Source organism: Prevotella intermedia ATCC 25611 = DSM 20706 (genome assembly GCF_001953955.1).
GTDB classification, from domain to species: domain Bacteria; phylum Bacteroidota; class Bacteroidia; order Bacteroidales; family Bacteroidaceae; genus Prevotella; species Prevotella intermedia.
Map to the genome: position 1 here is coordinate 1,380,332 of NZ_CP019300.1, position 15,632 is coordinate 1,395,963.

At 38.1% G+C, this 15,632-nt stretch carries 17 protein-coding genes and 2 tRNA genes; 6 read left to right on the plus strand and 13 right to left on the minus strand.

Translation table 11 applies throughout. The features are described from left to right. Positions 1-3: 3 nt before the first annotated feature. The 3 genes from BWX39_RS05850 to BWX39_RS12765 all read right to left on the minus strand — a co-directional run bounded on the left by BWX39_RS05850 (position 4) and on the right by BWX39_RS12765 (position 2,723). Positions 4-1,212 carry a GDP-L-fucose synthase family protein gene (locus BWX39_RS05850; RefSeq protein ID WP_028906228.1) on the minus strand — a complete coding sequence of 403 codons (1,209 nt, stop codon included), beginning with the start codon at positions 1,210-1,212 and terminating at the stop codon, positions 4-6. Positions 1,213-1,811: 599 nt separating this feature from the next. After that, entirely contained in the window at positions 1,812-2,321 is a 510-nt protein-coding gene (locus tag BWX39_RS05855; RefSeq protein WP_028906229.1) for a hypothetical protein, read from the minus strand. 222 nt (positions 2,322-2,543) lie between these two features. Then, positions 2,544-2,723: a CIA30 family protein gene (locus BWX39_RS12765; RefSeq protein ID WP_076123266.1), complete on the minus strand. Its 180-nt coding sequence runs from the start codon at positions 2,721-2,723 to the stop codon at positions 2,544-2,546. A 220-nt stretch (positions 2,724-2,943) separates the two neighbouring features. Between BWX39_RS12765 and BWX39_RS05865 the strand changes: the two genes are divergently transcribed. Continuing rightward, on the plus strand, positions 2,944-3,414 hold the full coding sequence (locus tag BWX39_RS05865) for a hypothetical protein (protein WP_244271460.1): 471 nt from the start codon (positions 2,944-2,946) through the stop codon (positions 3,412-3,414). A gap of 66 nt (positions 3,415-3,480) precedes the next feature. Beyond that, a complete protein-coding gene (locus tag BWX39_RS05870) occupies positions 3,481-4,299 on the plus strand; it encodes a DUF5715 family protein (RefSeq protein ID WP_028906231.1) in 819 nt (272 codons plus the stop codon). A 74-nt stretch (positions 4,300-4,373) separates the two neighbouring features. Here the strand turns inward: BWX39_RS05870 and BWX39_RS05875 are convergent, their stop codons facing one another. Continuing rightward, the gene (locus BWX39_RS05875) at positions 4,374-5,015 is read right to left on the minus strand and encodes a hypothetical protein (RefSeq protein WP_028906232.1); all 642 of its coding nucleotides are present in this window, start codon (positions 5,013-5,015) and stop codon (positions 4,374-4,376) included. Between the two features lie 285 nt (positions 5,016-5,300). On the opposite strand from BWX39_RS05875, the gene BWX39_RS05880 reads away from it, so the two are divergent. From BWX39_RS05880 to BWX39_RS05890, 3 genes are all read left to right on the plus strand, one after another. Further along, positions 5,301-5,705 (plus strand): rhodanese-like domain-containing protein, encoded by a 405-nt coding sequence (locus BWX39_RS05880; protein WP_028906233.1) that lies wholly within the window; start codon positions 5,301-5,303, stop codon positions 5,703-5,705. 394 nt (positions 5,706-6,099) lie between these two features. Then, positions 6,100-6,600: a low molecular weight protein-tyrosine-phosphatase gene (locus tag BWX39_RS05885; protein ID WP_028906234.1), complete on the plus strand. Its 501-nt coding sequence runs from the start codon at positions 6,100-6,102 to the stop codon at positions 6,598-6,600. A gap of 12 nt (positions 6,601-6,612) precedes the next feature. Beyond that, on the plus strand, positions 6,613-7,398 hold the full coding sequence (locus BWX39_RS05890; RefSeq protein WP_028906235.1) for a YaaA family protein: 786 nt from the start codon (positions 6,613-6,615) through the stop codon (positions 7,396-7,398). Positions 7,399-7,471: 73 nt separating this feature from the next. Here the strand turns inward: BWX39_RS05890 and BWX39_RS05895 are convergent. From BWX39_RS05895 to BWX39_RS05925, 7 genes are all read right to left on the minus strand, one after another. After that, a tRNA-Asp gene (locus BWX39_RS05895) sits at positions 7,472-7,545 on the minus strand. 28 nt (positions 7,546-7,573) lie between these two features. Continuing rightward, positions 7,574-7,647 (minus strand) — tRNA-Asp (locus BWX39_RS05900). Between the two features lie 86 nt (positions 7,648-7,733). After that, positions 7,734-8,243 carry a GNAT family N-acetyltransferase gene (locus tag BWX39_RS05905; RefSeq protein WP_028906236.1) on the minus strand — a complete coding sequence of 170 codons (510 nt, stop codon included), beginning with the start codon at positions 8,241-8,243 and terminating at the stop codon, positions 7,734-7,736. Next, entirely contained in the window at positions 8,243-9,439 is a 1,197-nt protein-coding gene (locus BWX39_RS05910) for a glycosyltransferase family 2 protein (protein ID WP_028906237.1), read from the minus strand. Before BWX39_RS05910 ends, BWX39_RS05905 begins: the two co-directional genes overlap by 1 nt. After that, a complete protein-coding gene (locus BWX39_RS05915; protein WP_028906238.1) occupies positions 9,436-9,897 on the minus strand; it encodes a hypothetical protein in 462 nt (153 codons plus the stop codon). The genes BWX39_RS05910 and BWX39_RS05915 overlap by 4 nt, the downstream gene beginning before the upstream one ends. Before the next feature lie 7 nt (positions 9,898-9,904). After that, positions 9,905-10,513: a recombination mediator RecR gene (gene recR, locus BWX39_RS05920; protein ID WP_028906239.1), complete on the minus strand. Its 609-nt coding sequence runs from the start codon at positions 10,511-10,513 to the stop codon at positions 9,905-9,907. A 24-nt stretch (positions 10,514-10,537) separates the two neighbouring features. Continuing rightward, positions 10,538-11,032 (minus strand): hypothetical protein, encoded by a 495-nt coding sequence (locus BWX39_RS05925; RefSeq protein ID WP_028906240.1) that lies wholly within the window; start codon positions 11,030-11,032, stop codon positions 10,538-10,540. Positions 11,033-11,182: 150 nt separating this feature from the next. Between BWX39_RS05925 and BWX39_RS05930 the strand changes: the two genes are divergently transcribed. Beyond that, positions 11,183-12,880: a glycoside hydrolase family 10 protein gene (locus BWX39_RS05930; protein WP_028906241.1), complete on the plus strand. Its 1,698-nt coding sequence runs from the start codon at positions 11,183-11,185 to the stop codon at positions 12,878-12,880. Between the two features lie 99 nt (positions 12,881-12,979). Here the strand turns inward: BWX39_RS05930 and BWX39_RS05935 are convergent, their stop codons facing one another. Together BWX39_RS05935 and rlmD are read right to left on the minus strand one after the other, a co-directional pair. Next, on the minus strand, positions 12,980-13,477 hold the full coding sequence (locus BWX39_RS05935) for an Lrp/AsnC family transcriptional regulator (RefSeq protein WP_028906242.1): 498 nt from the start codon (positions 13,475-13,477) through the stop codon (positions 12,980-12,982). A gap of 476 nt (positions 13,478-13,953) precedes the next feature. Further along, a complete protein-coding gene (gene rlmD / locus BWX39_RS05945) occupies positions 13,954-15,384 on the minus strand; it encodes a 23S rRNA (uracil(1939)-C(5))-methyltransferase RlmD (protein WP_028906243.1) in 1,431 nt (476 codons plus the stop codon). Positions 15,385-15,632: the final 248 nt, after the last annotated feature.

A 15,632-nucleotide genomic window follows, 5' to 3' on the forward strand; every position in this document is an offset into this window, starting at 1 on the left:
ATATTAATTCTTTAACGAATCTTGATACCAGTTATATAGTTTCTTCACACCTTCTTCGATTTCTACTTTATGTTTCCAACCTAAAGAGTGGAGCTTGTCTACATTAATGAGCTTTCGTGGTGTGCCATCGGGTTTTGTTTCGTCCCAAACGATGCTGCCTGTAAAGTCTGCAACCTTTGCTACTAATATTGACAAGTCTTTAATGGTTAGCTCTTTTCCTGTTCCAACATTGATGTGGCAATTTCGTATTTCTCCGAGTTTTGGTATTGCACCACCACGCCCATCGCTATTGTTGCGGTCTACTTCTCCATCGGCTTTTACTCCGTAGAATACGCTTGAATACTTTTCAATGCCAATGATGTCTTTAAAGTCTACATTGAGCAATACGTGTACCGAAGCGTCTGCCATATCTTCACTCCACAGAAATTCGCGTAAAGGCGAGCCTGTTCCCCAAAGTGTTACTTTGTTATTTTCAATTCTATAAAATGCTAACGCCTTCAGTATGCGTTCCTTAGGGGAGTTGCCATCAACATTCTCACTGCCAATTTGTTCGCTGAGTTTGGTAACAGGGTTGATGGGGCGTTTGTTCATATCCACCTTTATAGCGTCCCAATTCTCCTCGTGAATGAGTTTTGCAAGATAAACCTTGCGCATCATTGCTGGCATTACGTGGCTATTCTCTAAATGGAAATTATCGTTTGGTCCGTAAAGGTTTGTCGGCATTACTGCTATATAGTTGGTGCCGTATTGCAGGTTGTAGCTTTCACACATCTTTAGTCCTGCAATCTTTGCTATGGCATACTCTTCATTGCTATATTCCAATGGCGAAGTAAGCAGAGCTTCTTCCTTCATTGGCTGTGGTGCATTTTTCGGATAAATGCACGTAGACCCCAAGAAAAGTAGCTTTTTTACCTTGTATTTATATGCACACGAAATAACGTTGCATTGCATTTGCATATTTTGCATTATGAAGTCGGCACGGTAAAGGCTGTTTGCCATAATGCCGCCAACAAATGCTGCTGCCAAGACTACAGCGTCTGGGCGTTCTTCTGCAAAGAAATCTTCAACAGCTTGTTGGTTGGTAAGGTCAAGTTCGTGGTGTGTACGTCCTATAAGATTGTTGTATCCACGTGCTTTCAGGTTGCTCCAAATAGCTGAACCTACCAAGCCCCTGTGCCCAGCAATATATATCTTTGATGATTTTTCCAACATCGTAATAGTGTGTAGTTTATGGATTTCTTATAAATAACTTTGCTTTATTTATTCCAGAGAATGTGTTGTTAGGTAATTTATGAGTTGTTTTGAGAATACACCTCTTCCTCCCTTTCTAATATTTAAAAAGGTTAGAACAGAATTCTCTAACACATTCTCCACCTATAGGATTCAATGAAGCCCGCAGAGTTATTTAGTCAGATTCTTTATTATAATGTGTGCAAAGATACGAATTTTATTTTATAGTAACAATTTTCTTATGTAGAAATTAAAAAAGTACAATACATTGTGTACTTTACAGCCTGCTATGAATATAGAAAAACTTTAGCAAACAATCTCAATTATGCTTATTGTAAAACCTTAATATATAGATTTTTAAGTGATTTCATTAAATAGGAGGTAGATATTCAATTTGTTTTATAACTTTAATAGTTTACTTTTAGAATTTGTTTACAAGGGAGAAAAATAGAGGACACATCAAATTAATATGCCCTCTATCTTATTTTTTAAGTTTAATAAACTCTTGAATATCACCTATGCAAACATTGTAGCTTATTCTTATCTTATTTATAATAATGGTATTTCAAAATGAAACACTTTTAACTCTCAGGTAATATCAGTGGTGTACTAAAAGTAACAATTGTCTTTTTGTTCTGTGCAATGTTAATCTTTCCATTATATGCTATATACCTTTCGTCGTATTTCATACCTGGACCTGCACAATAAACTTTCAGTTGGTAACTGCCAGGCACCAGTTTGCTCATCTTGAAACTCACGTCGTACTTGCAAATACAATCGGCAAACGCTTCAAGCACATTGTTATAGACAACAAGTGTAATTTGCTTGTCTTGGTTGATAACCTTTACATAGATGTTTCTTACTGCGCAGTTGGCTTCCACATCTTGGAATGAACATTGGGCAATACCATCTTCTCCCAATTCAATACTAAGGATTGTTGGAGTTGCGTTACGTGTTTCTTCTTTTGACATTGTCGTCTTACAAGCCGAGTTAGACACATCGTAAACTTTTAATGCCTCAAGGGCAATATTTTCCGATGAACACGCTGATAATGCAATAATACATATCAGACTGTAAAATACTTTTCTCATAATAAGATGAATTAAAATGTTATAACTATAATATGAATGCAATTATGGTCGTATAACCTTCTTCGAACGTTTCTTTGTCCGCTATTCATACAAGCGGTAACTCTTTATTATGCACTTCTCAAAAGTAACATTTTTCTATTAAATAAAAGTCGGTTTGCTTCAAAACATTGCATGGTTTAACATTCTTTTATTTTAATTTGTTGTTTACATAAGTATTTACAATCAGCGATAAAACACGGCATGGTTTGTAAAAATAATTCCGTTAAAAAGTGATAACTGCGCTTTGGCATTGCGAAAGCGGCTGTTTTGCGATGCAAAACCTACGCTTTTACCATGCAAAACAGCCGTTTTTGGAATGCAAAACAATAGGTTTTGTAATACGTTGATAATAAGTTTGTTAATCTATAATTACTCTTTTGAAAAATTTTTATATGCTTTGTGGTAAATATTCAAGTATTAACGGTAATTCTTTTGAGTTAGTTAAGTGAATTAAACGAAAAGGTTATAGCTTTTCTTGGCTACACTTTACCTTTTTGTTATATTTGCACCGAAGACATCTGAACACGCAGAAGTATGTACGGAGAAACAGAGTATATTTATCGAAAATAGATGAAATTGCGATATGACAATATGTGAAGAATGTTACACTGGCGATAGTCGGATTACGCCATTGCTCAACCCTTTAGACTGCCTAAAGCACCATACACAATATATATGCGGTAGCTGTGGAAGGTGCATCTGCATAGAGCACGACCCGAAGCGAGGATTGCAAAGGTGGAACTTTCCGTTCAGGTCGGTGGAGATAGCACGGCTGTATCTGCGTACTGCAGACTACACGATGAAAAAGCCCTGCGGTATCTACGAAATAAAGAACGAAAAGGGTAGGTGTTCGTATAAAATCTTTGCAGACAGGGAAGACTTGGAACTATATTTGAAGAAGAGTAGGGGAAAGACTTGCGATGCGATGACTCCGCTTTTTCGTATGGAGGAATACAAGGAATTTACAAATACACAGGTGAGAAAGCTGACTGCAGAGGAAATAAATCAATATCTTTCAGAACGGAAAACAAAATCCTGCAAAGGTGGTTTTTAGAACCCACCACCAAAAATATGAAGTTTTTGTTTGGGAATTATCTTTTTTGTGTCTATATTTGTACCAATGAAAACAAAATGGAAGATAACAAAGAATAATTTCTTAATAGGTTTTATGGCTACAACAGCTTTTTTGGCAGTTGTCAGGCTTATTTTTCCTTCCGTGGCTAAACCGTCTTACAATGTTAAAGAAAAGACTTCGATAAACGATACAACGCACATACAATCAGTAATTTCTGAAAGTAATAAACCAGCAGATGAAGCCAAAGCAGAAATTCAATCTTTTGCGCCAAGTAATGGTTTGACACAGTTTTTTGATGCAAACGGAAAAGAAATAAAACACCGTATCATTGGTGTGGCAAACTATGATGAAAGCTTTCCTGATTCGCAACACGTACAATACAAATCGGCAATGAAGTATGCTGTAAAGGCTGTCAGAAACAGGGAAGACGCAGAATCGCGTAAAAAAGAACTTGTATATATAGGTAGCAATCCTTTCTACGATGTGAAACGTTTGTCGAGCAGCATTCCGTATCTTGTGCCAACGGCTTCTATCTTGCTCCAAGACATAGGGCGCAACTTCTTCGACAGTCTTCAAGTAAAGAACATTCCACTTACAAAGCTATTGGTTACAAGTGTTTTACGGACGAAAGAAGATGTTGAAAAACTCAGACGTTACAACCATAATGCAACCGAAAACAGTTGCCACCTTTATGGGACAACGTTTGACATTGCCTACAATAAGTATTCGCCTATAACACGCCCTGTGCGCGACGACACGCTAAAGTGGGTTTTAAGCGAGGTGTTAAACGACTTGCGCAAACAGGGGCGTTGCCATATAAAATACGAAAAGAAGCAAGGGTGTTTTCATATAACGGTTCGATGAAACTACCTTATACTATAAAGAAATGCGCACACTTGAGTGGTTGATACTCTTGTATGCGCATTTTTTATTTGTTTTTACTTTTCTTCTTCAGGCAATTCGTCTAAGTTTATCGACGGTTTAAGCAAACCTGAACGCATTAATATACTCGATACTTCTTCATCGCCAGCACGCCTGTAAACCGTATAGGCATATCGTGGCTTTCCATTAGGGAATGCTCCCATAGGCTGAACCACCTCCATAGCCCCTTCCGATAGCGTTATAATGTCTATGTCGGCAAAGTCGTCTATTGTCAGGCGATTACTTTCTACATCGTACCTGTAAGTGTATTCGTAGCTGACAGTTTTGCCCGTAGCCGACGAAAAGAAGAATGTATGGCACTTCCCGCCTTTGAAATAATAGTTAACAGGATTAAGTCCAACCATAGAACGATAATAATCTTTCGTATCTAACTGTCCGTCTTCATTTATAATACGGGTGGAAACCCACATAAAACCGCCAAAACCCGTTAGGTCTTGAAATTCCTTTTCAGAAATCTTCTGTTTGTTCTTCACATAGCATTCTCCCTTCTTGTTAAACAAGAATTTCACGTTTGGGGTAAGATTAATAACCTGCATATCAGACTGTTGTTTAGGAGTTTTACAGGCAGAAATGCCCATTGCCAATGCAATAGAAGCAATGGCTAATGATAGTTTTTGCTGTATCGACTTTCTATTCATACTTGTTACTTATAAGTTTCTTATACTATTTTCTTCTTCAAATCAGTAGGGGAGAGGTGCATTGTTATATTTCACCATTCCCAATACATCAAGACAAGGATTTCATATACTTGCAAATATACAGTAAAAAAATGATTTAAGCAATAGAAAATAAAAATTCTCCGAAACTTTAAATATTTATCCACAGACAAAGTTAATATCTCTTAAAAGCAAATGAATATTCTGCACATATTCATAGATTTATATAGGAATTAGCTAATTTTGCTCAAGAAAAGAATTACAAATATGAAGAATATTCTAAAAAACAGCATCAGAGTTTCCATAATTCTATCTGCGTTTGTTGGCTTTGTTGCCTGCAATTCGCCAAAAGCAGCATTTGACAATGTAGATGTCAATCAGTTTGAGAAGCTAATACAGAAAGGCAATGTTCAAGTTGTCGATGTTCGCACCGAAAAAGAATACAAGGAAGGACACATAAAAGATGCACAGAATATAGACGTACTGAAAGATACGTTTGCTGCAATAGCTAAGCAGAAACTTGACAAAAGAAAGCCAGTAGCTGTTTATTGCCGTTCGGGAAGACGCTCAGCACAGGCTTGTGAAATCTTAAAAGCATCAGGCTTTAAAACTTACAACCTGTTAGGTGGCATCTTGGAGTGGAAGTCTAATGGAAAAAGTATAGAGGAATAATAACTTTAGCTAAACCAATTTCAATTGGTTTAGTTGTATGAATACTATTTATCATAACATTGATTAGTTTGCAATAATACAACTTTTAAAGCGCAGGAAACGTGTAAATATTTTTCACAAGGGTGTCTATTGTATAACTAACTGTTTATCAATGTCTTGTAAAACCTATTGTTTTGCATTCCAAAAGCGGCTGTTTTGCACGGTAAAAGCGTATGTTTTGCGTTGCAAAAGAGCCGCTTTCGCAATGTCAAAGCGCAGTTATCACTTTTTAAGGGAATTATCTTTACAAAACCGAACTATAATGAAGAGAAAATGAAATATAAAATAGTATGCTGACAGAAAACCATAATTTTTCAGTAAATTTGTAGGCACACTATAAAAAAGATATTAGAATATGGATACATTTATAAATAAAGAACGTCGTTACAACCTGCTTTTTATATGTTTAGGAAACATCTGTCGTTCTCCAGCAGCAGACGCTGTAATGCATCATCTGACTGACAGCAAAGGACTTTCCCATAACTTCACCATCGATTCTGCAGGAATTGGGAATTGGCATATAGGCGATTTGCCTGACCGCAGAATGCGTGAACACGGCGCAAAACGAGGCTACAAGATAAACCATATAGCACGACAATTCGATAGAAATAAAGACTTTGATGCGTTTGATTACATTATTGTAATGGACGATGACAATTATTCTGAGATTTGCAACCAAGCGAAAAGTGCAGACCAAAGAGCGAAAGTAGTTAAAATGAAAGACTTTTTCGCTCAATATAAAGGAGAAACATCTGTACCAGACCCATATTATGGCGGTGCAAAAGAGTTTGAATATGCCTTAGACTTAATAGAAGATGGTTGCAAAGGCTTATTGGAAACAATTATAAAAATGTAAACAATTGATAATATGCAGATTATACTCTCCTCAGCAAAATTAATGAATGCAACAACAAGCGTGCAGCTTAATGAGGTTACAGAACCTCTGTTCTCTAATGAAGCTGACAAGTTTGCACTCGAATTGGGACAACATACCGTTGAAGAACTTAAATCGGAACTAAAGTGCAGCATAAGTTTGGCACAAGCAGCTAAACTGAATTTCCTTGATTTCTTCAATGAAGAAAATAAGAAACCTGCTATTTTGGCTTATAACGGACAAGCCTATAAATGTTTAAAGGCACATACGCTTGTGTCAAGCGATATGGAATTTGGCAACAATCATTTATGGATACTAAGTTTCTTGTATGGTTTGTTGCGTCCAAACAATATGATACACCCCTATCGACTTGAAGGAAAAATAACACTTGAAGCAAGTAATGGAGAAAGTATTTTTGAATTTTGGAAACCTTTGCTGACCGATATTCTCATAGAATCGGTTAAGGCTGATGATGGCATCTTGCTGCATTTGGCAACCGAAGAATACCAACATATATTCGATTGGAAAAAGATTCTTAAAGAAGTTATTGTTATTCAGCCGTATTTTAAGGTTTTTGATGGCGACAAACTGAAGAATGTAATCGTGTATGCAAAGAGCTGTCGGGGTGCAATGACGCGATACGTTCTTCAAAACAAGATAACAGAACCTGAAGATTTACTGAACTTTGAATACGAAGGTTTTAACTTCTACCCTACTACATCATCGTTAAAAGCCCTTCCCAAAGGACTTACCGAATTGCTTTGGCGTTTAGATGTTTAAACAGCAGTTCTTGTAAAACCCATTCAGACATAAAACAAAAAAATCCTAAACTCATAAAGTTTAGGATTTTTTGCGGTGCGTACGAGACTCGAACTCGTGACCTCCTGCGTGACAGGCAGGCATTCTAACCAACTGAACTAACGCACCAAATTGCGTTGTTTCAAAATAGTAGTTGCGGTGCGTACGAGACTCGAACTCGTGACCTCCTGCGTGACAGGCAGGCATTCTAACCAACTGAACTAACGCACCAAATTGCGTCTGCTAACTACCATTTCTGTTTAGCGAGTGCAAAGATAGCAATTTTATTTATTATAGCCAAACAGAATGGCGGTTTTTTATAAAAAAAATTGCATTACATAAGCATCGTGGAAGTCGTTGGTTTCAAAAAACCAATCTTTCAGACAAGCTTTTTTCTGAAATCCAACCGTTTCCAAGCATTTTAAAGACGCCTCGTTGTTCGCATCTATGTAAGCATAAATCTGACGAAGATGAAGATATTTCCGCGCATGCTCTATTATCTTCTGAATTGCAGCATAGGCATAGCCTTTGCCTCTGAACTCTTCCAAGATTATTATTCCTAACTCCGCACGCTGATGACGGGGGTCGAAATTCACCAAATCCAATATGCCTATGTTTGTCTTGGTATCGGTTTCAATGATTAATCTGACTTGATTGTCAGCAAAAATATCGTTCTTTGCATTGGCTATATAGTCGCGAAGCACATAACGACTATATGGAACGTTGGTAGTGCTGACGTTCCATAACCTTTCGTCATTTTCTATTTTATAAAGCAAGTCTAAATCTTCAGGCTCCATTGCACGAAGACACACTTCTTTCATTTCCATTATTTCAGAATTTCTTTTTCAGTTATTATGCAGTCTGCCCGTCTATTGTATGTGCCGATATGTACGTTTTCTTGGGGCTGAACAGCAAAGATAGAAAGCACATCGCCATACGAATAAGCGTCCATATCATAAACCACATAGTTTAAAGTCTTCGCTTCTATCAGCTCTTGCTTGTCAAGATGACCGTTCGGTAACGTTTCTTTATTACCTATTATATATTTGGCTGCTACTCCCCTACTCTTTGCTATCTCCTCGCAACGCTTTATGTTATCTTCGTTTCCTATAAAGATGTAATTCGATTCTATCGCATGCGAATGAGAAATAAAGCCTAAAAGCTTTTTAGATTTTCTATATAACATTTGCAACAGCGAAGTCGTTGCCTTCAAATATATGGCAGCCTTAATGGGTATACTTAGCAAAAAGCTCATTCCGCTATAATGTTTACGGAAGAATATGAGCATTGCTGCATAAAAGACATGGACATATCGGAAACTCGAACGCTGCGTGCTTTCACCTTTATAATGTAATATTGTAGAAGGGAAAAACCAGTTTTCAAATCCTCCTTTCAAGATTCTGTAACTTAAATCAATATCTTCTCCATACATAAAGAACGCTTCGTCGAGGAGTCCAACCTTATCTAATGCAGCCCGACGCAACAGGCAAAAAGCTCCGCTAATAACCTCCATCTGTCCCGATTTATCCCAGGGCATATTGCTCATATAGTAGTGTCCGAACTTCGGGTGGTTGGGAAAGCGGTCGCAAAGTCCCATCATCTTATAGAAAGAGACCATCGGAGAAGGGAAGCCCCTGCGACTTTCTTTTGCTCGTGAGCCACTTGTTGTAAGCATTGTAACGCCTAATCCGCCCGCATTTTTATGGTTGCCCATAAAGTTTAATGCGTCAGCTATGATGTTTTCGCTAATGAAAGTATCAGGATTGAGTAATAAAACATACTCGCTATTGCTTTGTTTGATAGCAAGATTGTTCGCTCGTGCAAATCCTAAATTGTGCAAAGAGGAGATACAGGTTACCCATGGAAAACGCTGTTCGATATATTCCACAGAACCATCTTTAGAGTGATTGTCTACAACAATAACTTCAGCATCAATGTCTTCAATAGCTCGTTCAACACTTAACAAACACTGTTCAAGGTAGTATTTAACATTATAATTGACTATTACAACACTTAATTTCATGGTTTTACTTCATTATTTTGGTCTGTTTTGTCCTTTCCAAAGTTCCTTTCGTTTTCACATCTGTCTTTTGTTGGATAAATAAAGAAGATGCTAATCATTAAGATTAATGCTAAATAAAAGAATCCAACCTCTTCACCATATATATAATAGAAGAAGATGTTCAATATAATGGGAATGCAAAGAAGGCAAATACGCACACAAGCCCATAAGCGAAAGCCTTTATAGGACTGTGGGTTGGTAACACTTTTGCTAACTTGCGGAAACTTAAACAAGTAAAGGGCAAGTGGTATCAATAGCAGTGCCAAAGGCTGCATAATGAACTGCACATACGTAAGACTGCTGTCGCCAGACAGACTACCTGGCAAAACAAGAGCCAACTCATATACAGCAACAATACAGATTAATACGAACAAGAAAGTTCCCAATAATGTTAAAAGCATTTTTCGTGTTTGTTCCATAGTGTCTTTAACCTTCTATTATTGTTCTATTCAGTATGCTTCGTCCCAACGTAACCTCATCAGTATATTCCAATTCGTCACCAACCGATATGCCACGAGCTATCACTGTTAGCTTTATATCAAGCCCCTTCAGCTTGCGCGATATATAAAAGTTTGTTGTATCGCCCTCCATCGTGCTCGCTAAAGCAAGAATAACCTCATTGATTTTACCTGTTTTCACTCGCTCTACAAGCGATTCTATTTCCAAATCGTTCGGTCCGATACCATCTATTGGTGAGATTATTCCACCCAACACATGGTACAAACCATTGTATTGCTGAGTATTCTCGATGGCAAGAACATCTTGCACATTCTCTACAACACACAACGTTGAAGCGTCCCTGTGTGGGTTTGCACAAATAGAACATGTGTCAGTGTCGGAAATATTGTGGCAAATATGGCAGTATTTTATATCGTGCCGCATTGTAGAAATAGCCTCTGTAAAGCCATCTACATCATCTTTAGATTCGCGTAATAGATGCAAAACAAACCGGAGAGCAGTCTTTCGACCTACTCCCGGTAACTTAGAAAACTCTCCAACAGCCTTTTCAAGCAGTTGAGAAGGAAATTGTTGCATACTAATTGAATCAGTTATATAGGCTTAATCGTCGAAGAGATATATACCAAGACCAAGCTTTAAACCTATTGTAGAATACTTAGTATCCTTAAACGATTGGTCATAATAAATTGCTGGCTCAATTGTTACAGAACGATTTATAAAGAAAGCATAGCCTACTTCGGCACCCAACAACATATCGTTATAGTTATGATTGGCGTGCAAGAACTTACAACCGGCACCCAAGTACAAACCATTTTGAGTAATGTAGTAGCGTGCACCAGCACCGACAACGATATGATCTGCCACAGCCTTTGAACCATTATGCTCAGCACTTACACTTGCCAACAACATTATATCGTCCCATGGCAAATAGCCAACCTTTGCCTCAAGCCCGAAATTGAACTTATCGTGCCCGTTATAGTGCAAGTCAAGACCTGTCAAAGAAGCTCCAAGGTAGCCTTTACCTTCTTGAAACTGTGCATGGATACCTAATGATAATGTTAATCCTAATAAAAGGAGTGATAATTTCTTCATCATAATAATACTATTATTGTAAAATCTATTTATTGCTAAATTCCATTGACAAAGGTAGTGGAATTATTTGAATTACAAAAATTATTGCCTACCTTTGTGCTTGATTTGCAAATAAGTTCTTCGCTTTTTGCTCATAAATATGCTTTAAAACGTATGAATAAAAAGATAATTACACTAATATTACTAAGCTGTTTCACAATAAATTGCTTTGCACAAACGAACGAGATATTTATAAATTGGGACACAAAACCTTTCAAGAAGCGTGAAACCCGTGCTGTTTGGCTAACTACTTTAAACAACCTTGACTGGCCAAAGACATTTGCAAACTCGGAGGAAGGTATTGAAAGACAAAAGAAGGAACTCATTGATATTTTAGATAAATATGTCGCTGCAAACATAAATACCGTTCTGTTGCAAACGCGTGTGCGTGCAGCCACAATCTATCCGTCCAACATAGAGCCTTGGGACAAATGCTTGACAGGCAGAGAAGATGGAAATCCGAACTACGACCCATTGGCATTTGCAGTTGAAGAATGCCATAAACGTGGGTTGGAAATACATGCGTGGGTAGCTGCAATGCCTGTCGGAGCTGCTAAATCGTTAGGCTGCAAACTGATGAAAGAAAAAGGATTTAGCATTAGAAGCTTCTCGACAGGTTCTTATGTAAACCCTGAAGACCCTAAGATTGCGGGGTATTTAGGAGAAATCTGTGCAGAAATTACCAGAAACTACGATATTGATGGCATAAATTTAGATTATATAAGGTATCCTGACAGCTGGCCATACCCAACATATAGGAATGGCGACACGCCAGAAACACGTAGAGAAAACATTACCAACATTGTCAGAGAAATAAATTATAGAGTGAAGAAACTCAAACCTTGGGTGAAGATTTCTTGCTCGCCTATTGGAAAGTACGATGATTTAAGCAGATATTCATCGAAAAACTACAATGCGAAAAATCGTGTTTCGCAAGATGCGCAACTATGGGTGAAGACGCGAATAATGGACCAGCTCTACCCTATGCAATATTGGCGGGGCGACAATTATTACCCATTCAGTGCCGACTGGGTGGAAAATTCCAATGGACACGATATAGTTTCGGGACTTGGAACATACTTCCTCGACCCACGAGAAGGAAATTGGGGACTTGAAGAACTCACCCGACAAATGCACGTAAGCAGATGGTTGGGAATGGGACATGCGCATTTCCGCTCTAAATTCTTGTTAGACAACCAACAAGGTGTATATAACTTTGAGAAACGCTTTAACGCTGTGCCCGCACTTACACCTGCTCTGACATGGATAAGCCGCAGAAAGCCAAAAGCTCCTAACTACGCTCAAGGCACCTCTGTAGTAACGTTGATAGGAGCGCAAGGAGCAAAAACAATACGTTGGAAAGGAAATTCACCTTATTATAATATATACATGAGCAACAGCCACCCTGTAGACGTGAAAGACCCTCGCAATCTTGTCATGGCGAGATTTCAAGGAACATCGTTCGTACATCAAGGGGCAAAGCATCAGCATTACGCCATTACGGCAATGGACAGGTATGGAAATGAAAGCGATGCGCTGCAAAGTATATTCGAGAAAGAAGATTTTGAAAGCAGACTACTTACAAATGACAGTGAAACAGTTACCATTCCAGAAGATTTCAACGCAATGGATATAGACTATTTCACCATTGAAACGATGCAAGGCAATACAGTTATGAAGATTTACTATGTTGCTTCGCATCGCGACACCTTAAATATTTATAGCCTTAAAAATGGCACTTATCGACTTCGTGCCCATTCATCGAAACGAAAAGTGAGCCATAAAGTTGGCTATTTCTTTATCAAACGATAAGGTAAGAAAACAATTCAAGCACTTTCTACCAATGGAATAAAAGTTTGCAACAACCTTTTATCTATGGTAAGAAGTGCTTGAATTGCTATTTATAAATGTTTAATCTTCAACCGATTCAGAACAATCTCCCACAGCAAAGTCGTTGATTGGAAGTGGGCGATCTATTACTGCATTGTAAGAGATGATACTTACACTTCGAGCCAACCCCAATGCTTGGAGCTTATCGTGGATAATGTTTAAGAGATGATGATTGTTTTGAGCATAGACTTTAATGAATAAATCGTACTCGCCCGTTGTGAAATGACATTCCACAACTTCAGGAATTTTCTTCAAAGCCTCTACAACCTCATCAAAATTCTCGGGGTTCTTTAAATTCAATCCCATATAAGCACAGGTTTCATAACCTATCTTTTCTGGGTCGATAATGAATTGTGAACCTTTGAGAATACCCAAGTTTGTTAGTTTCTGAATTCTTTGGTGAATCGCTGCACCACTTACCTTACATTCACGTGCTACTTCCAAAAATGGAATACGTGCATCTTCTGCAATAAGGCTAAGAATTTTTTTGTCTAATTGATCTAAACTTCTATGTGCCATTTATCTTAAATAATTTGGGACAAAGTTACAATAAACTTCCCGATTTGCCAATTATTTTTTCATAACAAGTTATAATTCGCAACCTTTTTGCTGCGAAATCACACCTTTTAGACCTTGCTATGGAACGATAGAAATTTAGTGAAGACAGCTTGCTTGACAGACAGAAAAAGACGATAAAGCTGTAAATATTTTTCACAAGAACACCTATCGTATAACCACCTCATCATCAGCGTGTTATAAAACCTATTGTTTTGCATTCCAAAAGCGTAGGTTTTACACGGTAAAAGCGGCTGTTTTGCGTTGCAAAACAGCCGCTTTCGCAATGTCAAAACGCAGTTACCACTTTTTAACGGATTTATCTTTACAAAACCGAAGGTTTCTTTCAGAATTTGCCTTCAGCAAGAATAAGAAAACCAATTGCTTTAATAAGCATCAACGGTTTCCTTTCTCCCCTATTCGTTATCGTTTCGTGCGCTTTACTTTTCCCTTGCTTCCAACAACACAACGTTCTCTACATGGGGTGTATGTGGGAACATATCGACAGGCTGAACAGCTACAACCCGATAGTCTTTGTCTAAAAGAGCCAAGTCTCGAGCTTGTGTTGCTGGGTTGCAACTTACATAAACTATTCGTTGTGGGTGCGCACCCAGTATCACATTCACCACATCGGCGTGCATACCGGCACGAGGTGGGTCGGTAATAATTACGTCAGGGCGACCGTGCTGCTTTATAAACTCTTCGGTCAGAATGTCTTTCATATCGCCAGCATAGAACAGCGTATTGGCTATATTGTTTATCTCAGAGTTTACTTTTGCATCTTCTATCGCTTCGGGCACATATTCTATACCGATTACTTTCTTCGCTTTTTTGGCAACAAAGTTCGCAATGGTTCCCGTGCCTGTATATAAGTCGTAAACCAACTCGTTGCCTGTAAGGTTGGCAAAATTGCGTGCCACACTATATAAATGGTAGGCTTGGTCGGTATTGGTTTGATAGAAACTCTTTGCTCCAACCTTGAAACGAAGGTCTTCCATCAATTCAAATATATGGTCGTTGCCTTTAAATACGGTCAATTCCAAATCGTTGAACGTGTCGTTGCCCTTTTGGTTGTCTACATATAATAATGACGTGATTTCCTGAAATTCATCAGATATGAACTGCATCAAATTCATTGCACGTTCTTCATCGCCATCTTCATCATAATGGAACTGAACGAGTACCAACCATTCGCCAGTATTCGAGTTTCGCATCATAATGTCGCGCAACAAGCCGTGCTGCTCTCTGATGTCAAAGAAGGTAAGGTTATGCTCCAAAGCATAATTATAAATAGCATTTCTCACCTTATTGCAATAGTCGTCCATCAACACACATTTCTCGATAGGATAAATCTTATCGAATGCTCCCGTTATATGGAAGCCTATTGCACCTTGCGCCAAGCCTACGCCTTCGGGCAATGCTTCTAATTCTTCCTTGGTATACCAACGCTTGTTAGAACAAGCAAATTCTAGTTTATTACGATATTCTTCTGTTTTCTCAGAACCTAAAATGGGCAAAATTTCGGGTAGTTCTACCTTGCCGATTCGTGTCAGTTGGTCGATAACTTGCTGTTGCTTGGCAGTCAACTGCTCTTTATAAGGAAGATTTTGCCACTTGCAACCTCCGCAAATACCAAAGTGTTCGCATTTAGGGGCAATACGAATGGGACTGGGTTGTACCATTCTCACCACCGTAGCTTCGCAATAGCTATGACGTTTCTTGCGCACTTGCAAGTCTACAACATCGCCTGGCACTACAAATGGAACGAACACAACCATATCGTTTACATGTGCAACACACTTTCCTTCTGCTGCAACAGCTTCTATTTCAACCTTTTCTAATATAGGTAACGGTTTCCTTTTCCTACTCATTTTCTTATATTTGCTGCAAAGTTAGTTATTTTTTTTGGTTTGCATAGCAGCCTTGTGCTAAAACTGCTAATACAACTCTGCTATTCCAAACAACATTACTTATCAATTAAAACGAAGTTGTAAAAACCTCTAAAAGCACTATACATATTTATATATAACAAGCTTTTATGGTTGTTTTCAATAGAGTTTAATGATAAAAAGTTAAGAATTGTTTTTGTTTTCTATTAAATATTATTATCTTTGCTGCG